Consider the following 21,708-nt stretch of genomic DNA (forward strand, 5'->3'; position numbering starts at 1 on the left):
GGAATTATGTGGGTGAGGTGTAATATGCGGGCAGCGGGTCTTCAGTTTCGATCTGCTCCAATGCTCGTGCCGCGGCAACTTGCTCGGCCTTCTGGGTGCTGGAGCCTTCGCCGGTGGCGAGCAAGGTCTTCTCCTGGTAGACGCCGACAACGAATTGCCGCGCATGATCGGCGCCACTGGCCTCTAGCACGCGATACGTTGGCGTAATGTTGCACTCTGCCTGCAGGTGCTCCTGGAGTTGCGTCTTGGCATTGAGATCGCTCGCGGTACTCAGGATGTGATCGATTGCCGCTTCGAGTTGCGGGGTCAAGAAAGCTGTTACGTGCTCATATGAAGTCACGAGCAGGAGTGCGCCGACAACTGCTTCGAAACTGCCTGCCAAGATTGAGTCACGTTCGCGGCCGCGATTGGCTTCCTCGCCCTTGCCAAGACGGAGCACGGGGCCGAGGCAGGCGTCTTCCGCAAATACGCTCAACTGCTCTTTGCGTACGAGCGCCGCCCGCAAGCGCGATAAATCCCCCTCGGTCCTGGTGGGAAAGCGTCGATAGAGAAACCCGGCGGTGACGGCATCGATAACGGCATCGCCGAGAAACTCGAGACGTTCGTTGCTCTCAAGGCTTGAGAGACCGTGCTCGTGCGCATACGACCGATGGGTGAGTGCTTGCGTGAGGAGAGACACAGCCGATTCAGGTATGCCGAGGGTCTCGCGAAGTTTCGTGAATTCAGCCAAATCTCGGGCAGTCGGCACGATCTAATCCATTCAAGTTTATGTGGGCGCTCATGTTCGTGTAAGACATGGCCGGCCTCTTAGGCGGACCAATTCCAGTAGCGCAGGTTTGTAACCTGCGGCCAACGGCGTGGCAGGGCAAGTTTTGCGCTTGCCCTCTATTGAGAGACAACCGCTGGGTCTTGCGCTTCACTTTACTTTGGAGGCGGGGGACAAGCCCCCGCGCTACAAGTGCCAGTAAAGAATCCGCCTGCGCGTCGCAATCGCTTGGGGGAATCTCTTCCGCCGAATTCCAATATTTTGGCGCGCCAGCCTGTCCGTCCACCGCCGCAATTGATACCGACGCGCGCCGACCGACTAAATCAGCGAACGGGACTGGCACCCGTCGACGGGGATGCACGTGCCGTTCACCCAACTCGCCCGCGGCGAGGCGAGAAAAGCGACCACGTTGCCGACTTCTTCCGTTGTCCCAAAACGTCCGCCCGGAATTTCGCGTTCGACAAAGTCGGCCATGCCGTCCGGGTCGTCGTGCACGCGCCGGTCCCAGCTACCGCCGGGGAAACGGATCGAGCCAGGCGCGACACTATTCACCCTGATACTTTGGGCCGCAAGTTCGCGGGCAAGACTAGCGGCAAGGCCAATCGCCGCCGCTTTCGTGCTGACGTATACTGCCGAGCCGCCTAGCTCGCGGCCCCAGATCGACGATACAAATATTACGGAGCCACCGCCTGCCGCCGCCAGATGGGGAATGGCAGCGCGGGTCATTCGTACGCCTGAGAGCAGATTCAAGCCGATGACTTCCTCCCACTCCTCGTCGCTCTGCTGCGGAAACGGCGTGCGGTTGTTGCCGCCCACGTTGTTCACGAGTACGTTGAGTTGACCATAGGCCGCTATGGTGGCGCCGACAACGTGCGCCGCGGAATCCGGCTCCGTAACATCACGTGCAATGGTGAGCACCTCAGCGCCGCAATCGCGCAACTCCGCAGCGGTCTCTGCGAGAGTCTCACTGCCGCGGGCGCAGATGGCCAGCTTACAGCCCTCTTGCGCGAGCGCCGCTGCGATGCCTTTGCCAATGCCGCGACTGGCGCCGGTGACGAGGGCAACGTGTCCGGCAAGTGCGAGGTCCATTTACCCGGTACGGAGCGCTAGCCGGAGGTCTGCTGATTGATGAACGCGACGGCGTCTTTGATGCTGCGGATCTCCTGGGCCTGTTCGTCCGAAATCTGGATGCCGTATTCGTCTTCCAGCGCCATGATAAGCTCGACCAGGTCGAGGGAATCCGCTTCCAGGTCTTCCTGGAAGCGGGTCTCTTCCGAAATCTCGCCGATTTCCGCGCCGAGTTTATCCGCTACTACCGCTTTCACCTGCTCCAGTGTATCGCTCATTACTTACTCCTCTAGGCTGTGCGAAACGACACTGCAAATCAATAAACTAGTGGGCTGCACTTCTGCCAAGATTGCTCTTGCCACGGAGGGAGTGGCTACACTTCTCGTTCTCATCTCTCGGCGCCGGGGGTCGGCAATCGTCGCATGCGACATCGAATTACACTAGTTTCATATGGAAAGAAACGGAACCGGAAACAATCGGTTGCACCTAGCTTACGCGGGTAGTTCCGCTGTTCGCCTGACCAAGGCACATCCCGTGCCCATCGGCGCCCTGGCAACCGAATCCACTATCGTCCTGCGTCTTTCAATAGAACCCCGGAATGTACAGCGCAGCCGCACATTGCCATCAAGAAACTGAATCCAGCACTTCTATAAATTATATAACCACCGCTATGCGTTAAGAAAGTGTGAAAGCGCGCACATGCGTTATTTGGCGGACATTTCGAGGCCACAGCCTATCGTCCGGCCGAAGTACTCCCGAGCACAAGCCAATGCTTGAGAGAATCCTACTGAGGATTCCCTACGTGAACTACCAATCACTTCTTCATACCGGGCAAGGATAGACCCAAACGCGTGCCGCCGTATACCAGACCGACGGCGACGATCGCCTTGGCAATATCGATCAAGACAAACGGCTCCACACCATTGCGGTACGCAAGCATCCACGGGCTCACTTCGTCTCTCACCAAGAAGTACCACTGCGACAGATGGTACCAGCCGAGAGCATAGATGACGGCGATTCCTGCCAGCGCCGCTATGATAGACCAACGCTGCCCCAGCCAAAGCGCCAGTATCCCGACAAGCGGAGCGGCAACGAGAAAGCCCCAAATGTATCCGCCGGTAGGTCCCAGCAGCCAGGCGATGCCGGAACCGCCGCCGGAAAAGACCGGCAAGCCGATAATGCCGGCGGCAATATACTCGGACAGGGCGAGGAACGATTGTCGCGGGGTGAGGCTCAGACCGATGAGCAAGACCACCAAGACCTGCAGCGTAATGGGCACCGGCGTAAACCACAGGTGGAACTCCGCCCGCGCCGCAACGGCTACCAGCACCGCCGCAAACGTCGCCAAGGCGACCGCCATGAGCGCACTACGCGCGGTCTCGCCGGACAATATCGTCTCTCGTGCCGTCATCCTCTCATCTCCTTCATTGCAGATTGACCACGTTCTCCGGGCACACCAACGACTAAATGCCAACTCGTCATCGTGCTGTCCCTCTTGCTCCAAGTAAACGAATTCTCAGATTCAATGTGGGGTGGGAGCTCACTTTGAAGGCTCTGTAGTCTTCCTTGGGAGCGGGGGACAAGCCCCCGCTCAACGAATTGCCGAAATCTCAAGCAATGGACAGGCACTACGCTATGCCTGGCCCAATTCCCACCGGAGACAAGCTCCCGCGCTACGAACCGTCCGCACCTGCACCTTTCGTATCTAACGCGATGAGGTCTTGTCCGCTCTCCACCATGTCGCCGGACTCTACGAGTAACGCCGTCACGTGGCCGGTCTCTTCTGCATGTATCTCGTTGAAGACTTTCATAGCTTCAATGATGGCAACTACCTGACCGCTCTCTACGCTGTCACCCACCTGCACGAAGGGATCGGCTTCAGGGCTTGACCGGTCGTAATAGATGCCATTCAGTGGCGCCTGAACAGCGGTCCACTGTGCCGGTTCCTTGCTGGGTGCGCGTGACTCTGCCATCGGGGCCTGGGAGACGACGCCGGGTCGGCGGCGCAGAAGTACTGCCGTTTCGCCAAAGCGAATCTCTACCTCACTAATTGCTGTGCCCTGCAGGGCGAGAATGAGATTGTGCACATCATCCAGCCATGCGGCGCTCTCGTCGTCTTTCGTAGCGTCAGACTGCTGCGGCGATTCCACCGTTCTTAACCCCTAGGTTTCGTAACGAGTAAAGATGAGGCTGGCGTTGTGACCGCCAAAGCCAAAGCTATTGTTCATGACCGCGTGGATTTCCGCCCGGCGCGCGCTATGGGGCACATAGTCCAGATCGCAGTCGGGGTCAGGTTGTTCATAGTTGATCGTGGGCGGGATCAGGTTATCTTCAATTGCTTTCAAACAAAAGACAGATTCCACGCCGCCCGCGCCGCCAAGCAGATGGCCGGTCATGGACTTGGTGGAACTCACGGCGAGCCTTGCGGCATGCGCACCGAACACGGCCTTGATGGCCTGGGTCTCCGCCCGGTCGTTGAGCGGCGTGGAGGTGCCGTGGGCATTGATGTATTGTACGTCTTCCGGCTTGAGCCGGGCTTGCTCCAGCGCGGTCCGCATGGCGCGGGCAGCGCCTTCGCCGTCTTCCGGCGGGGCGGTGATGTGGCTGGCGTCCGCAGTCGCGCCGTAGCCTGCAACCTCACCGTAAATGCGCGCGCCGCGGTCCAGGGCATGCGCCAGGCTTTCCAGCACGAGGACTCCCGCGCCTTCGCCAACTACGAAGCCGTCGCGCTGCTTCTCAAAAGGGCGTGAGGCAGCCGCCGGAGCGTCATTTCGTGTGGAAAGCGCGCGCATGGCGGCAAAGCCGGCGATGGTCATGGGGGTCACCGCGGCCTCGCTGCTGCCGCAGAACATCACGTCCGCGTCGCCGCGCCGGATGGCTGCCGCGCCCTCGCCCACGGCATGTGCGCCGGTGGCACAGGCCGAGACAACCGCGAGATTCGGCCCGCGTAAGCCAAACCGGATAGAAATCGCTCCTGCCGCCGTATCCGTGAGCAACATGGGAATGAGAAACGGGCTTAAGCGGCTGGGCCCGCGCGCGGCCATGACCGCAAATTGCGACTCCAGCGACTCTATCCCGCCGATGCCGGAGCCGACGAAGACACCGACCCGGTCGGCATTCTCCGCGGTAATGCTCAGAGCCGAGTCGTCCATGGCCTGTTGGCCTGCCGCCACCGCATACTGCGTGAAGCGGTCCATCCGCCGCACCTCGCGCGCATCCACATACTGCCGCGCGTCGAACTCCTTCACCTCACCGGCAATCTGGGCCGCGAAGTCGTCAGGATCGAAGCGACTGATGCGCACTATCCCTGAAGTACCTGCGCACACAGCGTCCCACGAGTCCGCGACGCAGTTTCCCACGGGAGTAACCGCGCCCATTCCGGTGACGACAACACGTATTCGCGCCATTTCCGAAATCCTCGTTGTGAAACGTCACTACGAATGCAGGGACGGGTTAGGCAGAGTCTTTGAGAGCCGGCTCTTTGTGGTCCCTACGAAGCGGCATTCCAGCCCGTCATTCCTGTAAGTGTTGACTAATTCGTTGACAGAATCTTCTATTCACTGGAAAGCATCGACCGTGCATGTCATTCCGAGCGCAGCGAGGAATCTAGGGTTCACGTCGAGCGTGTTTGTTAGGATCAGCATCTTAGATTCCTCACTGCGCTGCGCTTCGTTCGGAATGACATGTGTGTGGGGCATGCAGGGCGAATAGTCTTCACGTTCCTAACATCAAATCTGTCAACGAATTACCTGACATTTGCAATTCCCGCGAAAGCACGCCCCCGCACGGGGGCGCGGAATCCATCCCCTCCGCAATAGTGCACACTGCCTGGAGCGGGAACAATCCCTCCCGCTGCATATCAGATTCTTCCCCGTGTTTCGCACGGGGCCGCTGCCCGCTCGGAATGACTTGAAACGTCAACATTGCTTCTTCTATGGAAAGCGAGACTCCGTGCGCCCCGTAGATGAGACTACACTACAAAGTTGGCGAATTCAACGCGGCGCGTCCCGTCCACCCTTCGACAGGCTCAGGGCGAACGGGAGAATTGGCCGCAAGCTCAGGGTGGACGGTGCGCACTGTCATGAGACAAGATGGACGAAATGCGCAGAGGGTCAACATTCTTCGCTTGCGACACTTTTGTCGGCGGGCCAGTTCATGCACCTAGGAACCGGCTCGCCAGCCACGGCGCCAGGTCCAGTTCAGTCTTGCCTTCCATGATCCACTTGGCGTTGTACTCACCGAGGGCCACGGAGAACTTGAAACCGCGGCCGCTCCACCCACAATCGAGGAACAGGTTTTCGTAGCCGGCAATGTAGCCCAGGAGGGGTTTCAGGTCGGGGGTGTCATCATAGCAAGTCTGATACGCGCCCTGAAAACGGCCGCGCTTCATCTTGGGCAGCCGCCGCTCGATCACTTCCGTCGTCCAGTCCACCATCCATTGCGGCGGCACGGCATTGGTGGGATCCGGTTCAATCTTGACCAGCGGATCGCGCCGGTCGCACAAGACGCGAAAATGCTTGTTGTGCCAGGGAATAATGGCAAGGTCCACGCTGAACACCGGCGGCCGGTCGTAGAAATCGGGCGGCTGGCGGTAGAACGACACGCCGACCTGCGAAGGTTGAATGGGCAGGCGCAAGCCGGCGGAGCGCGCCACCTTGTGGCTCCACGGCCCACAGGCGAGCACGACTTTGCCCGGCACGATTGATCCTCCCGGCGTCTCCAACCGCTCGATGCGTCCGCCCTTGGCGTGAATGTGCGTGACCGGCGTAAACTCGCGAATCTCCACGCCGTGTGCCCTCGCGCCAGCCACATAGGACTGCATGGTGCGGTAGGCGTCCACGTTGCCCGTCTCGCCATAGAGGAGCGCCGCGCCCGCCCCCTCCACGTTGGCTTCCGGGTAGAAGTCCTTGGCCTCGTCGAGCGTGAGCGCGCGGGCGGCGGAGCCGTTCTTTCTCGCCCTCGCGGCAGCGTTTTCGGCTGATTCCATCGAGTCGGAGAGATTCAAGATGCCATACTTGAAAAAACCGCAGTCGCCGCCAATGACGTCGGCAAAGTTGTCGTAAATATCGCGGGCGCGTACCGCCAGCTTGGCGATGGTGTCCGTCATCTCCGCTTGCTGGCCGCACATGGCGCCGGACATGGAACTCGTCCCGGAGCCAATAGTCTTCCGTTCGCAGAGCACCACCTTGCCCGCGCCGGCTTTCGCGAGATGATACGTGATCGTGGTGCCGACAATCCCACCGCCAATTACAACGACATCTGCGGTTTCCATAGAGTCTCCACTCTCTCCTCGTACTCAGCAGGATTACGCCTGCTTAGTTTGGTGCGAAGTATTGCCACTATTCTAGACGCAACGCGGTCGAGCCGTACACTTTCAGGCCTCGAGGCGTTCGTAGTGGGAAACGCCGCTGTACGCGTGACTCGGATTGCGGTGGATGTGCCGGACTGCGCAGCGTGCTTGGATTCTCAGTTGTTTAGGTGGTCCGCTATTTCGCGGTTGGTTGTCGCCCAGCAGCCGCCGGGTTTGTCCAGCGCGTGGCGTAGCACGGCATCCACCATGTCGCAATGCGGGTCGCGAGCGGCGATATCCGACGGATGACAGCACAGGCTGAAGATTTGCTTGTGCTCGTGGGCATGGTCCACACCGGCCTTGATGAGATCGATGAACTCCCAGCGATCCAGGTCCATGTGCCGGAAGGCCCAGATGGACGTAATACCCATCAGCGGGATCTCCAGCAGGCCGTTGGGATAGCGGTACGGTTGCAGTTTGTTAAGACTGGTGCCAAATGCCGCTTCCAGCTCCGCCGTGGGGTGGTGCCGCACAGTGTTGTCTACGGGATAATGGTAATTGGCCGAGGCAAAGCGAAAGCCCTCGTCCCGCAGCACGTCTTGCACGTCCGGCACGTCGTCGAGCCCGCCGTCGAACCCGCCCGGCGTGCGGAAGCCCTGGGGCCGTTTGCCTAGCTTCTCTTCGATTGCGTCACTTGTCTGCCGGATCTCCTGCCGGATGACTTCCAACGGCGTGAGGCCCTCGGCGCGCCAGGGGGCGTTGGCATAGACCTCCTGTAAACCATCAATCGTCTTGGCTTTCACGTTCACGTGGGTGTAGGTGTGGTTGTCGATGGCATGACCGTCGTCGACGAGCTGCTTCAGATAATCGATGTCCGGGTCTTCCAACGCGCTGCCGACCAGGAAGAACTGCAACTTGACCCCGTAGCTCTTCGCTATCTCGCTCATCCTGCGCAAATAGAGCTTGGTGCCTTCGTCTATCTCACCCTTGCGATGGTTCCACCGGGAGGTCCAATAAGGGAAATTGGGCGTCATTTCGATGTCGAACGTGAGGCTGAGGGAGAATTCGGCGCCGTTTGGGAACATGTGTGCGTCCTTATGTCTTGTTATGCTCAAGCGGATGGAATTTTCGATTTTGTTGCGTCGCTGTCCACTGTGCGTTGCTACGCGTCTTGCTCAAAATGCGGTTGGTTGTTCCCGCCAAAGAGTGGAGGACAAGCCCCAATGCTGTCGCATTAACCGCCGGGGTGAAGAACATGGTGTTCTCAGTGCCCTGCCCGGTAGCGCAGGTTTGTAACCTGCGTCCTCCTGCTGGGACGCAATCCTTATGGTTGCAGGTCTCTCTTCATTGCTGCAACGCTGCACCACCCCCTCACCCCGGCCCTCTCCCCAGGGAGAGGGAGCAATACGCAACTCTGGAAGAGAGGAGATACGCGTTCCCTATGCGCGTAGGGAATGCCAAGCGTCCCCCTGTGCTTTTAGTGCGACAGCATTGGGGACAAGCCCCCGCGCTACGGTCGGCCAACGACACATGAGCTTGTTCCGTACGCGCAGGTGTGTTGAGCCCAAGTACTTAGTTCAGTGTGTGGGCGACCATCTCCTGGTTTGTCGTAATCCAGCAGCCGCCGGATTTTTCCATGGCGTAGCGCAATACGATGTCGAGCATGTCGCAGTGGGGATCGCGCACGGCCAGCACCGGCGGATGGAAGCAGAGGCTCAGTACCTGACGGTTAGCGTGGGCGTGGTCGATGCCGCGCTTGAGCACGTCGATGAATTCCCAGCGGTCGAGATCCAGCACGCGAAACGCCCAGATGTCTGTGATGCCTGCCAAAGGCAGTTCCGGCAACCCGTTGGGATAGCGGGAGGGCTGGAGCGCGTCGATGCTTGCCTCCATCGCCTGATTGAGGACTTCCGCAGCAGGACGCTTCTTCTCCGTATCGACCGGGAAATAGTACCGGGCCGAGGCATACTGCATGCCCGCGTCGCTGAGAACTTTCTGCACGGCGGGCACATCGTCAAGGCCGTTGTTGAACCCGCCGGGCGTGCGAAAGCCGGTGGGGGCGACGCCGAGTTTCTCGGTGATGGCCGTGGAGGTTTGCCGCACTTCGCGCTCAATACACTCCAGAGCATTGAGGCCGGCGGCCCGCCACGGCGCATTAGCGTACACGGGCTGGAGCTGCGGAATGTCCTGAGCTTTCACGGAGACGTGGTTATACGTGTGGTTGTCCACGGCATGACCTTCGGCCGTCATGCGCTTCAGGTAGTCGATATCCGGGTCTTCCAGCGCCTTGCCTACGAGGAAGAACTGAAACTTCACCCCGTACTTGTCCGCGACGTCCAGCATCTTGCCCATATAGAGCTTGCTGTCCTCGTCAATGGCGCCCTTGCGATGGTCCCAGACTGACGTCCAGTACGGGAAATTGCTGCACATTTCGATATCAAACGTCAGGCTTAGGCCGAAATCCGCTCCATTTGGGTACATCCGTCTTCTCCTATGCTACGTGGAAATGCGCTCGGTGAATGCGGTGACTCTATGCTCTCACGCATTTCTTGCCGCCGCCCCGGTAACCGTTAGTGCGCTTGGGGAGGCAGTAATGCAGAAGGCCTGCAAGGAGCTTTATCATGGGTGCCTTCGCGGCGAGAACAGCCTTAGTATGCTCCCGCAGAGCTTTCTACGGCAAATGGCGCTGCACCCGCCTGTAACAGTGAATAAGGGGAGGCTACCGCGACTCAAGGATAAACTTGATCGCCGTGCGCTCGCCATTCTCCACCGTCACCTCGATGAAGGCTGGAATGCAAATGAGGTCGATTCCGCTGGGCGCCAAGTAGCCTCGCGCAATCACAATGGACTTGACGGCCTGATTTACTGCTCCCGCGCCAATCGCCTGGACCTCGGCCCGTCCGGATTCGCGTACCACGCCTGCAATTGCGCCGGCCACAGCCGTCGGCTTGGACTGTGAAGCTACCTTCAGAATCTCCATTTGCTCCCCCTCCAGCACCGATGTTGAGTGCAACGTTAGTCGCTCAGGTGGGCCAGAGCACGTATTCCTTGAAAACGCCTATACTTTTCTCGCTCGCCTCATGTGCCTCTCTTGCAAGATCTTATGCGGCTGGAACCAGGCTGCGCTGCCGTCCACTCACGGCAGCCTACGTCCAATAATCCTACGTTACTTCGCATAACCCACCACCCGTGTCTCGCGAATCAACGTGACTTTCACCTGGCCTGGGTAATCAAGCGTCTCTTCGATCTGCTTGCAGATATCACGCGATAGCCGTACCGCGCCTAACTCGTCAATTTCGTCGGGACGCACCATAATCCGCACTTCCCGCCCAGCCTGGATTGCATATGATTTCTCCACACCGGAGAAGGAATTCGCCACGGCTTCCAGTGCCCGCAGGCGCTGCATGTACCGCTCGATCGAATCGCGCCGCGCGCCGGGCCGCGAAGCAGAAATGGCATCCGCCGCCGATACGACAAATGCTTCTACAGTGCGTGGCTCCTCATCGTTGTGGTGGGCGGCAATGGCATGGATGATCTTGGGCGACTGATTATAGCGGCGCGCCATTTCCGCTCCCACCAGCGCATGGGGACCTTCCATATCGGCGTCAACCGCCTTCCCCACGTCGTGGAGCAGGCCCGCGCGCCGAGCGACATTTACGTCGGCGCCGATTTCCGCTGCCATGCTGGCTGCCAACTGCGCCACTTCAACGCTGTGGGCCAGCACGTTCTGGCCGTAACTAGAGCGGTAGCGCAGCCGTCCGATGAGGCGAATCAATTCGGCCGGCAGGCCGCGCACCTGCGCCAAGTCGGCTGCCTGCTCGCCTTCCTCCCAAATTGTATCCTCGATTTCCTTGTCGGCCTTGCCCACCATCTCCTCGATGCGGGCGGGGTGAATGCGCCCATCTTGGATTAGTCGGGTCAGAGCCAGACGCGCGACCTCTCGCCGGACGGGATCGTGCGCAGACAGTACCACCGCTTCGGGCGTGTCGTCAATGATGAGGTCCACGCCGGTGAGGAGTTCCAAGGCACGGATGTTGCGCCCCTCGCGACCGATGATGCGGCCCTTCATCTCCTCATTTGGCAAGGTAACGACCGAGACCGTCGTTTCGACGGTATGATCGGCGGCCAGCCGCTGGATTGCCGTAGCAATCACACGGCGCGCGCTGCGTTCTGAATCCTCACGCGCCGAGGCTTCCAATTGCTTGATCATACGGGTGCACTCTTCGCGCACCTCTTCTTCGATGCTCTTCGTCAGCACCTCTTTCGCTTCGTCGGCCGTCATCTGGGCGATGCGCTCAAGTTCGCTGATCTGTTTCTGACGCAGCCCGATTACTGCGTCCCGATCGCGCTCCACCCGTTTCTCGAACTCGCCGACCTTTCTCTCGCGGCGCTCAGCCTGCGTCGTGCGCTGATCTAGCGTTTCTTCGCGCTGTTGCAGACGGCGCTCGGTGCGGGTAAGCTCCCCGCGCCAACGCCCAATCTCATCTTCCGCTTTGGTCTTAAGCCTGAGCGCTTCATCCTTAGCTTCTACTTCCAGTCGTTTGCGTGTGGTCTCTGCATCCTCCAAAAGCCTCTGTGCTTCAGCCGCCGCCGCTTGGGTATTGCGATGTTGGATCAATCGTTGTGTCCAAAAACCGACTACAAAAGCTCCAGGGATTAGGACAAGCAGAGGCACGACAAGCATCCATTGCTCCATGCCCTTGGCCTACCTCTCCGCGATTCCATGCAAAAAAGCGAAACATTTCTAACACCATACGTGGCAATCAAGCCTTTATATTGGGCAAGGCGTTCACCGCTAGTGCGAACGAATTTACCCACCCTAACGGTACTAAGTTGCCGTTCCGCTGTCAACGCACTTGCAACACTTTGCCCAACCGTAGTTCTTGCGTTGAGCAGGCTGAGCATGGCCGTGGCAGAAATGAAAGACTGGGCGGGTTGTACAACCCACCCAGTCTCATTTGCCTTGCTACGCAGCAAAGGAAATAGCCGCTATCCGCCCTGGTCGGCCAGAACGCCGTTAAGCAACTCAACGGCCTGCGGGAACGCCTCCTGCACGGTGAGTTCCTGATTGTTCAGGGCATCCCATACCGGCTTGGTGGCTTCGTTTCCTGCGGACGTGTGTATCCACGGGTACGGGCCGGAATTGTCAGCGATCTTCTCCAGATCCGCCAGCACCGGACGCTCTTCGACACGTGCCAGCCAGGCTTCGCTCTGGTAGAATTCCTTGCGACCGGCATTCCGGGAGAGAATACCAGCGAAATATTTCTCCAGGGTGGCCTCGCTGTTGACCCAGCTCATCCAGCTCCACGCCAATTCGGGGTCTGGCGAGACGCTGAAGAGGCACCACTGGTTCGTCCAGGTGACGCTACCGGGAGTCTCTCCGCTGGGGCCCTTGGGGAAGGGGGCAAAGTCGAATTCCAACTCTGCGTTGCGGCCGAAGATGTACCCTACACTCCAGGAACCTTGGGCGTCAATGACAATCTGCTCGTTGTCGAACGTCGCACCTTCCGGCTTGGGGCCGAACTTGTGCTTCAGGCGCAGGTCTTCCTTGTACTGGCCCGCGGCAATGCCTTCGGGGGAGTCAAAGGCCGCTGCTGAATTATCAGCCTTGTAGAGCGTGGCGCCATTGGGATAGACCCACCGCGCTATGCCATAGATGCTAAAGCCGTCGGCATCATAGCCCAAGCGCGTGATATTGTCGCCATCCACCTCGTGAATCTTCGTCGCATACTCTACAAACTGGTCCCAATCCCAATTCCAGGTAACTTCACGAGAGGGGTCGAGGCCGGCGTCCGTGAGCAGGCGGGTATTGAGTCCAACCACGGTGGTGGAGGGGCCGTCATACGGTATGCCGTACGTCTGGCCGTTGTGCATGTTGAAGAAGCGGCCGGAGTCCACGAACTTGTCGGGCGCCGTGTCAGGGTCTTTGGCCTGGAACGGGTCGAGCGGCTGCAGGAAGTCTTTCAGCAACCAGTTAAGAATGAAGGCTACCGAAACCTGCGAGGAGTCCACCTGCTCGCCGGCGGCAATCATTGTGGTTACGTGGTCCTGCAAGCCGATGGTGCCCTGCACGTGGACCGACTCCACGGTCACGCCGGGATTCAGTTCCGCGAAGTCAGCCTTGATGCCGTCGAAGTACTCCTGAATTGTCGGCGCGCCACCGGGCCGCCACCAGTCCGTGTGGACAATCACACGGGGCTCCATCTCTTTCGTGTCTGCCATCTCAGCCTTGGGGGCCTCTTCCTTGGCCTCCATCTCGCCTTCGCCCTCCATGGCGCCGGTCTGCGCGCCGCAGGCCGCCAGCAATACGCCGCCGCCTACCACGCCACTCCAGCCGAGGAGCGAGCGTCGACTAAATCGTCCTGTGCTTCTCATGGTATGAAAACCTCCTGAGCACTACCTACCTACTCTCGGCATGCTCACCGTAGAGCAAAGCCGTTGCCCTAACGGTACTAAGCCGCCCATTTGCTGTCAACAAGCTGACAATACTCTGCTTTGCGATGGTTCTTAACATGAAGCACCACTCTCCCCTTCGAGAGCATGTAGGGCGCGGTCGTAGCAAAAGAAAACTGGGCGGGTTTTGCAACCCGCCCAGTTTTAATCGCTGTACTAAAGAGCAGAGGAATGAGCTTGCTTAGGTGCCCAACTCCTCCAAAACGCCATTGAGCAGCCCCGCGGCCTGCGGGAAGGCCTCTTGCACGGTGAGTTCCTGGTTATTCAGGGCATCCCACACCGGCTTGGTGGCTTCGTTGCCTGCGGCTGTGTGGAGCCACGGGTACGGGCCGGAATTGTCAGCGATCTTCTCCAGGTCCTTCAGCATCGGCCGTTCGGCCACGATCTTCTGCCACGGCTCGCTCTGGTAGAACTCCTTGCGGCCGGCTTGGCGGGAAAGGATGCCGGCGAAGTACTTCTCCAGGGTGGCTTCGCTGTTCACCCAGCTCATCCACTGCCACGCCAATTCGGGGTCTGGGGAGACACTGAAGAGGCACCACTGGTTCGTCCAGGTCATGCTGCCAGGGGTCTCGCCGTCGGGACCCTTGGGGAAGGGCGCAAAGTCAAACTCCAGGTTTTCATTGTTGCCGAAGATGTACCCGACAGCCCAAGAACCCTGTTGGGAAAGGACGATTTGCTCGTTGACGAAGGTCGCTCCTTCAGGCGTGGGGCCAAACTTGTGCTTCAGTTGCAAGTCTTCCTTGAACTGTCCCGCGGCAATGCCCGATGGGGAATCGAAGGCCGCTGCCGAATTGTCCTCCGTATACAGGGTAGCGCCGTTGGGGTAGAGCCACCGCGCGATGCCAGACAGGCTGAAGCCGCTGGTGCCATAGCCCAAGCGCGTGATATTCTCGCCCGACACTTCGTGCACCTTCTGCGCATATTCCAGGAACTGGTCCCACTCCCAATTCCAGGTTACTTCGCGATCGACATCGAGGCCGGCGTCCGTCAGCACGCGCGTGTTAAGCCCCATCACAACGGTTGCGGGGCCGTCGTACGGGATGCCATAGGTCATGCCGTTGTGCTGGTTGAAGAAACGGCCGGAGTCAACGAACTTGTCGGGCGCCGTATCGGGGTCTTTGGCCTGAAACGGGTCGAGCGGCTGCAAGAAGTCTTTCAGTAGCCAGTCAAGGATGAACGCCACCGAGACCTGTGAAGAGTCCACCTGCTCGCCGGCAGCGATCATCACGGTAACGTGTTCGCGCAGCCCATTTGTGCCCTGCACGTGGACCGTATCGACGGTCACGCCGGGATTCAGTTCCGAAAAGTCAGCCTTGATGCCGTCGAAGTACTCCTGAATTGTGGGCGCGCCGCCGGGCCGCCACCAGTCAGTGTGCACGATCCTGCGCGCCTCAGGCGCCTTTGCGGCCGTCTCAGCCTTGGGGGCCTCTTCCTTGGCCTCCATCTCGCCTTCGCCCTCCATGGCGGCGGGCGCCGCGCCGCAGGCTGCCAGCAATGCGCCGCCGCCTACCACGCCACTCCAGCCGAGGAGAGAGCGTCGACTAAATCGTCCTGTGCTTCTCATGGTGTGAAATCCTCCTGAGCGCTACCTACTTACCCACTTTCGGACACGCTAAAAATACAACAAGAACATCTATCCTGTCAAGTATCAGTGTGCCAACGTGCTCGAATCGGTGTGATTGTCTGCCATTTCGGCAATCTAGTGCTTGAGCGTTCTGCCTTCAAGAGTCAGAGTATAGGTTATCAACGCTCAGCCTAGAGCCGCTCTCAACCCAAGTTAAAGACCAAGACCGAGGAACCCAGCTCAAGACGCCAAACCTGCGGAGTCCTACCACTCAAAAACCACCCCCAGCCAATCTGCGCCGCCGCGCGCGATCATGTCGTAGGTCTCCGGGGCTTGCGCCGGCATCATGCGGTGGGTAATGAGATGGTCTACCTTCAGCGCCTGCCGCGCGAGCAAGTCGAGAATCTCCGCGCGGTTGCGCTCTTGCGTCCACGGGTAGTAGGGATGGGCAATCATGGGCGAACGCGGCTGGAGCACGCCGATGATGCTGAGCTCTTTCGTCTGCAATGGATCGAAGAGCGGAATCTCCACGATGCGCGGGATACTGCCCACGAGGAGAATCTTGCCGCTCTGAGCGGCCATATCCATGAGCATGCGCATGGCGGTGCCGCTGCGGGTGGCGTCAAAGCCGTACGTCACGCCCGCGCCGCCGGTAACCTCCATTACGCGCTGCACGACGTCCTCGTCGGCTCCGTTGACCAAAACCGGGGTACCGCTTTGCGCTCCCATCTCTAATCGAACGGGAAAGACGTCAATGCCGATCACAGGATGCACGCCGTTCAGACGCAGAAGCTGGCAGAGGAGTTGTCCGACGACGCCTTGGCCCACCACGGCGGCAGTCTGCCCTAACTTGGGCTCCGCTTTGCGGATGCCGTGCATGGCGACCGCGCCCAGGGTCGTAAATGTGGCGTCAGCCGGGTCGACACCATCGGGTACCCGCAGCAATGTCTGCGGCGCGCCGGTGCGGCCGGTGGCGCGGTTAACGACGTGGTGGGAAGCATGCCGGCCGTTGCTCAGCACACGGTCACCCTCGCTAAAATCCCCAACCTCATCGCCCACGCGCTCCACGACACCCACGTTGGAGTAGCCCGGATACTTGGGGAAGGACTGGCGCTCCATATCGCCGCGCAGATTCGTCAGTTCGGTGCCTGCGCTAATCAGGCTGACCTCGGTGCGCACCAGCACGTCGTGTGGCCCAAGCGGCGGCAGCGTTACGGCTTCAATCGTTACCTTATTCTGTTCGGGAAAAACTATCTGGGTTGCTTGCATGCCTATCACTCCTCTTCTGTATTCAGCGGGGGACAAGCCCCCGCGCTACTGATCCAGCGGGGGACAAGTCCCCGCGCTACTGCATTCGTTCCCGCTTGGCGCAGTCATTTGCACTGTGCGCAGAAAAACCCATAATAGGACGTAGTCTTGACCGCTGACAGGTCCAATTGTACGGGAAAGGACGCAAACTGGAATGTTAGGTGTTGGCATTATTGGGTGCGGCGGCATTAGCAACGGCCACGCGCGGGGTTGGAACGCCAATAGCGACCGCGCCAAGGTGGTGGCGGTGGCGGACGTGGTGGAAGCTGCCGCGCAGACGCGCGCGGCGCAAGTGGGCGGCGCGCAGGTCTACACGGACTACCGCGAACTCCTGCAAAATCCCAATGTAGACGCGGTGGACATCTGTTTGCCGCATCACGTGCATAAAGACGCCGCGGTGGCGGCGGCGGAAGCCAAGAAACACGTCCTCATCGAAAAGCCGCTCTGCTTGACGATGGACGAAGCCAAGGAGATTGAAGCGGCCGTTGAGGCGAACGGCATCACGCTCATGTGCGCCCACAATCAGGTCTTCACAGAATCCGTGCAGGAGATCAAGCCACGCATCGATGACGGCCTCGTAGGCGACGTCTACTGGATTCACTCCGCCGACTGCTTTCTGAGCCGGCCCTACATCAGAACGGGCTCGGCCGCGCTATCGTCGCATGGTCCGGGCACGTGGCGCTCCAAACGCGAACTCATGGGCGGCGGCGAGCTTATCGATACGGGCTACCACCCGACCTATCGCCTGCTCTATTTGGCCGGCTCGAGAGCGATGACCGTCAGTGCATTGCTGACCAATCACCGCCTGCCGCAACTCGACGGCGAGGACACGGCGCAAGTGCTGGTGGCCTTCGAGAATGGTTCCACCGGCCAGGTCCTCAGCTCGTGGGCCATGAACCTGCCGTCGGGCTATTCGATCCACGTGGTAGGCGACCGGGGCACGATCTCGGCAGGGCCGGGCCGCATTGAGATGATGCTGAACGGCATGGACCGGCCCGCGGTAAAGGAACTCCAGGTTCCCGACACGTTTGCCCGGGAGATCGAACACTTTATCGGCTGCCTCGAAAACGGCGAGACGCCGGTGCAGAGCTTGGCCGACGGCATCGCCACTTTGCGCCTGATCCGGGGAGCGTACCTATCAGTAGAGGAACAGCGGATCGTGTCGCTCGATACGGTCTAGCCTCCTCCCAAAAACTGGAAATCGCTGCGGAGCGCCGGCAAGCGTACAAGCGAAGCTTCTGGAATGACGCATGCACCACGAACCTTCAACAAGACGGGCAGTTTGCCCGTCTTGCGCATTTGCGGCTCTACGTTCCCAATGCAGTTGCTGGTGAAGTCTGCCGCCGCAGGCCGGTACGTTATTGCCGGCGACCACTCCCAAGGCGGTGGCCAGAGGGCCTGCCTAAACAGCGCGCACGAAACTGAGATCTTTGACCACATCGAGAATCGCAGAGAAGATCGGTGACGGGTAGATGCCCAATCCGCAACAGAGCAGGGCAACGAGCACGGCCATAATTGAGCCGGAACGCGAGAAGGGGCTGATCCTGCCGGGTATCTGAACCGGCTGGAGGCAGGCGCGGAGCGCCCGCGCATACGCGAGCATCAGCAGTCCGCTCCCTGCGAGGAGAGTGAAGAGAAACCACTCACCCTGTTGCGAAGCGGCTTGAAAGACAAGCCAGCGACCGGGAAAGCTGGCAAAGCCCGGCACGCCGACAATGGAAAAGCTGCCCACGATGAACGCAAGGGTAAGCAAGGGAGCGCGGGACGTCAGCCCGGCCAACTGCGCAAAGGAAGCGCCGCCGAGACGCTCCTCGATCACGCCGACAAGAATGGCGAGCAAGAAGAGCGCCGCCGCCATTGCCAGCGCCTGATAGAGAATGCCCGTAACCGCCAATGCCGAGCGAGAAGCAACCCCTATGATGATAAAGCCGCTCGCGCTCACCGTGGAATAGCCCAGGAGTCCGCGCAGGTCATTGGCGCTAAATGCCAGAAGCGCCCCGATCAGGACCGTGGCTAGTCCACCCAAGGCGGCCGTGGCGTTCAACTGCGCGTCGTTGGAAAGCCACGGAAACGTGGCCATCACCGAAACCAAGAATGTCGTCGTTGCGGTATGTAGAACTGCGGCAATCAAGATAAACCCCATCACCGGCGCGCGATACGCTACGTCCGGTAGCCAGAAGTAGAGCGGCGCGGCGGCCAGCAGAGTGCCGAAGCCCACGGAAAGCACGGCGGCAATGGCGCGTACACTGAGTTCCGTCTCGGGACTCACGCGATATTGGTCTACCAACAGCAGGCCCAACACAATCAGCGCGCCCCCAATCGTCATCATGAGCGCATAGCGGATCATGGTAACGCCTATGCGTTGCGTCGGCACTGTGCCCAAGATGCCCATGGCCGCCACAACGTGCGCTAACTGCAGCAAAGCCGCGGCAACGACGTAGCGCGTATAGATCATTGCCGCGGCAATCAGGACTGCCGCCAAGACGCACGTGGTTGCGGGAAAGAACTCTCCTTGGCTGCGGATTAAGTGAAACACCAGAGTGAGTGCAAGTAGCCCAGTGACTGCAAGCAATGGCAAACGCGCTCTGGCGTCAAGCTGTATCGTGAAAGTCAGAATGGAGCTGCCGGAATCGGTATCCAAGACCATTACCAGCATGAATGTAACGACGAGCGCGCTAAGGGCAACCAGCCCTGAAAACGCCGTCCAGCGCCGAAAGAGAATGGCTAGCCCCGCCGCGCCAATAGGGACGATGAGCAAGTGCAATGGTGTTGTTAGCACGCTATCTGCTAGCATCCCGCTCCAATACGCCCTCGAACTCGATGATCTGCACCAGAGTTGCCAAGAAGCCTACCCCGACCAGCACCAAGCCTTGCACCGTTAACAATGCCATGCCTTGTTCACCGAGGAACAAGCAGATCGTAAAGTCCAGTCCATTGACGACGAGCAACACTCCCATGCTCATACCAAAGATGCTGGTACGCAGCACCACCGCAAAGAAGCCAAGCAGGAGCACGGCTGCCGCAGCCATAGCGGCAATTTGGGGGATTAACGCAGGAATGCGCTCAGCCAGCAGATACGCTGCCAGAATGCCAAGGGCGGCGACACCTATCAGCGTGGGAGTCTCGAATATGGACTGGTTTTGCAGTGGCCGCTCCCGCTCCACCCACAAAGCTGCGGCGAGCATGGTGGCGACGGTGAGGCCAATGATGATGCGCGTGACTCCCACAACCGTCCCTGTGTAAGCCATGAGCAGCAGAGAAGTGCCGAGAAACGTGGCGACAAGCCCAATGTAAACCGCGAGCCACTGGCGCACCGCCAAAACCGTACAGGCACCGGCAAGGAGAATTGCGAGCGTGTAGTGTTCCCAGCTCACGAGGCAATCCCTTGCGTTTCCAGGAGCAGGACGAGAAGCCCGAATATGGCGAGCATTGCGATTGCAATGTAATAGCGCCGCTCCGCCGCGGTGGAGGTTCTGCCGAGAAACGCCAGGCAACGTCCCAAGAGCAGGAGCAGGCCGTTAGGCGGCACGAGAAGGCGGTCCGCAGCGCCGCCGATTGTCCGGGTTATGGATGCCAGTTGCCGCCGATCCCGAGGATGCATGCGCCGCAAGAGCACTACGGCAATCACACCGACGCCGCCTACCAGTGCCGTAGAGAGCGTGCTCGGCACCAAATGCGCAGCCCAAGAGAACGTCGCCTGATCCGACATAGTGGCGTGGCTTATCGTCGTGACCGCCGGCCAGACAAGTACGGAAAACTGCCACTGCAATACTGCCATGACAGTTCCCCCTGCGACAAGAAGCCACACGAGACTTCCCTGGCCGAGCAAGACTTCCGCTCTGCGCACCGAGGTGAGTGGTGGATTGACAAAGAGGCGCTGCATCCAGCGCCCAAAGGTAACGATAACTGTGATACCAAAGAGAACTATGAGAGCCTGCAGGGGAATTGCCCAGGTCTCTCTATCAATTGCCAAGTAGAGGAATGAACGCGAAGCGGCGCTCAAGGGGAGAACCACTCCTGCGAGCGCTGCAATGCCGATAACTACGGTGGCTGCCGGCAAGGCCCAAATGGCGCGCTGGCTCTGGCGGTGTATCGCCAAGAGCGACGGCCCCGCCGCCGCGACCAGCGCCATGCCGATGCCCCCACTGAAGACGATCAGCGCCGCCGCGGCTATGGCCTGGTACGTGCCTACGGCAACCGCCACCGCGATGAGGCCGGCGTGACCGATCCAATTAACGGCGAGCAGGGAGGCGAGCCTGCCTAATGCAAGCATTGCGGCAATCGAGAGCGCCAAGCTCAGACCGCCGACAATGAGCAACGGGTTCGACCACGGAAGGAACGGCTCCGGACCGGAGAGCACGAGAAACCGCGCGACTACGTACATGGTTCCTAGCAGCATGATACCCGCCACATTCGCGTAAATTGGCGCGAGATGACTGCGCAGGGAGGCCGCCCAACCGTGAAAGGGAGGCCAACTTGCCCGAGCGGCCACGGAGGCCAATACGAGACCCACGACCAGTGCATCGAAGGCGCCGGAAGGAATGTCGCCGTAGAGATATTGGTCGCTCCGGCGAGAAATGATAAGAATTGCCGCAAGCAGACCGTAACCGGAAAAGTGGCTCACCATGAGCAAGCGCACCGCCGCCGCACTTACCTGCGGGCGTTCTTCCCGGGGTAATACGGCCAGGAAGTAACTGGTCAAGCCCAGCGCTTCCCAAAACACGTAGAGAAAGAGCAGGTTCTCGGAGAGCACCAAGCCTCCGTAGGCGCAGAGCGTGAGAAGGATGCAAGCGTAGGCTCTACCCATTTGATCTCGCGGGAGATGCGCCGCCGGAAGAATCCAAAGAAAGCAGAGCAATATCGCTGCGCCAAGCCAGAGAAAGAGCAGGCTTACGGAGTCGAGCCGAAAGGCCAGCACGATTGCGTTGTTGAGGAGCGAGAGCCAGGGTCCGACTTCGACTTCCCACGGCGCTTCGGCGCCAAGCGCCGCGTAGACGCTGATCTGCACGAGGAGCCCGGCAATGGCAACCGTGGCAACAATGGGATATACCTCAATCCATGTGTTAGAGAGACGGAGCGCAACCACGAGCGGTCTCAGCCAACGCCACCGCAGCAAGCGTTGCTGCAGCCACGTGCTTCCCCGCACGACATAGTCGGCACCGATGAAAAGCAAGCTGAGGCCGAGGAACACCGCCGCCGGCCCAAACAGCCAGGGGTGCGGCACACTAAAGAAGAGATTCTGCACGGCCTCTGCGCTTT

18 protein-coding genes are annotated in these 21,708 nt (G+C 59.8%); 1 reads left to right on the plus strand and 17 read right to left on the minus strand.

Features of this window, described 5'->3' with window-relative positions:
* Positions 1–4 precede the first annotated feature (4 nt).
* From rnc to OXE05_12335, 14 genes are all read right to left on the minus strand, one after another.
* Positions 5–748, minus strand: a complete 744-nt coding sequence (gene rnc, locus OXE05_12270) for a ribonuclease III (protein ID MCY4438094.1) — start codon at positions 746–748, stop codon at positions 5–7.
* Between the two features lie 336 nt (positions 749–1,084).
* A complete protein-coding gene (locus OXE05_12275; GenBank protein MCY4438095.1) occupies positions 1,085–1,855 on the minus strand; it encodes an SDR family NAD(P)-dependent oxidoreductase in 771 nt (256 codons plus the stop codon).
* Positions 1,856–1,872: 17 nt separating this feature from the next.
* Positions 1,873–2,112, minus strand: a complete 240-nt coding sequence (gene acpP, locus OXE05_12280; protein ID MCY4438096.1) for an acyl carrier protein — start codon at positions 2,110–2,112, stop codon at positions 1,873–1,875.
* 536 nt (positions 2,113–2,648) lie between these two features.
* Positions 2,649–3,245, minus strand: a complete 597-nt coding sequence (locus tag OXE05_12285; GenBank protein ID MCY4438097.1) for a biotin transporter BioY — start codon at positions 3,243–3,245, stop codon at positions 2,649–2,651.
* A gap of 262 nt (positions 3,246–3,507) precedes the next feature.
* Complete coding sequence (locus OXE05_12290) at positions 3,508–3,984, minus strand: acetyl-CoA carboxylase (GenBank protein ID MCY4438098.1); 477 nt, start codon at positions 3,982–3,984, stop codon at positions 3,508–3,510.
* Positions 3,985–3,996: 12 nt separating this feature from the next.
* Complete coding sequence (fabF, locus tag OXE05_12295) at positions 3,997–5,241, minus strand: beta-ketoacyl-ACP synthase II (GenBank protein ID MCY4438099.1); 1,245 nt, start codon at positions 5,239–5,241, stop codon at positions 3,997–3,999.
* Positions 5,242–5,987: 746 nt separating this feature from the next.
* Positions 5,988–7,106, minus strand: a complete 1,119-nt coding sequence (locus tag OXE05_12300) for an FAD-dependent oxidoreductase (GenBank protein ID MCY4438100.1) — start codon at positions 7,104–7,106, stop codon at positions 5,988–5,990.
* A 194-nt stretch (positions 7,107–7,300) separates the two neighbouring features.
* Positions 7,301–8,209, minus strand: coding sequence for a polysaccharide deacetylase family protein (locus OXE05_12305; protein MCY4438101.1), 909 nt, complete (start codon positions 8,207–8,209; stop codon positions 7,301–7,303).
* Positions 8,210–8,696: 487 nt separating this feature from the next.
* The gene (locus OXE05_12310; protein MCY4438102.1) at positions 8,697–9,605 is read right to left on the minus strand and encodes a polysaccharide deacetylase family protein; all 909 of its coding nucleotides are present in this window, start codon (positions 9,603–9,605) and stop codon (positions 8,697–8,699) included.
* A 238-nt stretch (positions 9,606–9,843) separates the two neighbouring features.
* Positions 9,844–10,104 (minus strand): stage V sporulation protein S, encoded by a 261-nt coding sequence (locus OXE05_12315; protein MCY4438103.1) that lies wholly within the window; start codon positions 10,102–10,104, stop codon positions 9,844–9,846.
* 186 nt (positions 10,105–10,290) lie between these two features.
* On the minus strand, positions 10,291–11,808 hold the full coding sequence (gene rny, locus OXE05_12320) for a ribonuclease Y (GenBank protein MCY4438104.1): 1,518 nt from the start codon (positions 11,806–11,808) through the stop codon (positions 10,291–10,293).
* 305 nt (positions 11,809–12,113) lie between these two features.
* Positions 12,114–13,499, minus strand: a complete 1,386-nt coding sequence (locus OXE05_12325) for an extracellular solute-binding protein (GenBank protein MCY4438105.1) — start codon at positions 13,497–13,499, stop codon at positions 12,114–12,116.
* Positions 13,500–13,758: 259 nt separating this feature from the next.
* Positions 13,759–15,141 carry an extracellular solute-binding protein gene (locus OXE05_12330; GenBank protein ID MCY4438106.1) on the minus strand — a complete coding sequence of 461 codons (1,383 nt, stop codon included), beginning with the start codon at positions 15,139–15,141 and terminating at the stop codon, positions 13,759–13,761.
* A gap of 264 nt (positions 15,142–15,405) precedes the next feature.
* Positions 15,406–16,410: a zinc-binding alcohol dehydrogenase gene (locus OXE05_12335; GenBank protein ID MCY4438107.1), complete on the minus strand. Its 1,005-nt coding sequence runs from the start codon at positions 16,408–16,410 to the stop codon at positions 15,406–15,408.
* A gap of 193 nt (positions 16,411–16,603) precedes the next feature.
* On the opposite strand from OXE05_12335, the gene OXE05_12340 reads away from it, so the two are divergent.
* A complete protein-coding gene (locus OXE05_12340) occupies positions 16,604–17,629 on the plus strand; it encodes a Gfo/Idh/MocA family oxidoreductase (protein MCY4438108.1) in 1,026 nt (341 codons plus the stop codon).
* A 222-nt stretch (positions 17,630–17,851) separates the two neighbouring features.
* Here OXE05_12340 and OXE05_12345 read toward each other — a convergent pair whose 3' ends face one another.
* From OXE05_12345 to OXE05_12355, 3 genes are read right to left on the minus strand one after another with little or no spacing between them, the layout of a single operon-like run.
* Positions 17,852–19,228, minus strand: a complete 1,377-nt coding sequence (locus OXE05_12345; GenBank protein ID MCY4438109.1) for a proton-conducting transporter membrane subunit — start codon at positions 19,226–19,228, stop codon at positions 17,852–17,854.
* Position 19,229: 1 nt separating this feature from the next.
* Positions 19,230–19,823: a hypothetical protein gene (locus tag OXE05_12350; GenBank protein ID MCY4438110.1), complete on the minus strand. Its 594-nt coding sequence runs from the start codon at positions 19,821–19,823 to the stop codon at positions 19,230–19,232.
* The gene (locus OXE05_12355; GenBank protein MCY4438111.1) at positions 19,820–21,694 is read right to left on the minus strand and encodes a proton-conducting transporter membrane subunit; all 1,875 of its coding nucleotides are present in this window, start codon (positions 21,692–21,694) and stop codon (positions 19,820–19,822) included. The genes OXE05_12350 and OXE05_12355 overlap by 4 nt, the downstream gene beginning before the upstream one ends.
* Between the last annotated feature and the right edge of the window lie 14 nt (positions 21,695–21,708).

The organism is Chloroflexota bacterium, assembly GCA_026710945.1.
GTDB lineage: Bacteria > Chloroflexota > UBA11872 > VXOZ01 > VXOZ01 > VXOZ01.

Bases quoted from the DNA above. Each gene is read 5' to 3' on its own strand.
- acpP (MCY4438096.1), bottom strand. From the start codon at position 2,112: ATGAGCGATACACTGGAGCAGGTGAAAGCGGTAGTAGCGGATAAACTC.
- OXE05_12305 (MCY4438101.1), bottom strand. From the start codon at position 8,209: ATGTTCCCAAACGGCGCCGAATTCTCCCTCAGCCTCACGTTCGACATC.
- OXE05_12275 (MCY4438095.1), bottom strand. From the start codon at position 1,855: ATGGACCTCGCACTTGCCGGACACGTTGCCCTCGTCACCGGCGCCAGT.
- rny (MCY4438104.1), bottom strand. From the start codon at position 11,808: ATGCTTGTCGTGCCTCTGCTTGTCCTAATCCCTGGAGCTTTTGTAGTC.
- OXE05_12325 (MCY4438105.1), bottom strand. From the start codon at position 13,499: ATGAGAAGCACAGGACGATTTAGTCGACGCTCGCTCCTCGGCTGGAGT.
- OXE05_12340 (MCY4438108.1), top strand. From the start codon at position 16,604: ATGTTAGGTGTTGGCATTATTGGGTGCGGCGGCATTAGCAACGGCCAC.
- OXE05_12335 (MCY4438107.1), bottom strand. From the start codon at position 16,410: ATGCAAGCAACCCAGATAGTTTTTCCCGAACAGAATAAGGTAACGATT.
- OXE05_12330 (MCY4438106.1), bottom strand. From the start codon at position 15,141: ATGAGAAGCACAGGACGATTTAGTCGACGCTCTCTCCTCGGCTGGAGT.
- OXE05_12315 (MCY4438103.1), bottom strand. From the start codon at position 10,104: ATGGAGATTCTGAAGGTAGCTTCACAGTCCAAGCCGACGGCTGTGGCC.
- OXE05_12310 (MCY4438102.1), bottom strand. From the start codon at position 9,605: ATGTACCCAAATGGAGCGGATTTCGGCCTAAGCCTGACGTTTGATATC.
- OXE05_12300 (MCY4438100.1), bottom strand. From the start codon at position 7,106: ATGGAAACCGCAGATGTCGTTGTAATTGGCGGTGGGATTGTCGGCACC.
- OXE05_12285 (MCY4438097.1), bottom strand. From the start codon at position 3,245: ATGACGGCACGAGAGACGATATTGTCCGGCGAGACCGCGCGTAGTGCG.
- fabF (MCY4438099.1), bottom strand. From the start codon at position 5,241: ATGGCGCGAATACGTGTTGTCGTCACCGGAATGGGCGCGGTTACTCCC.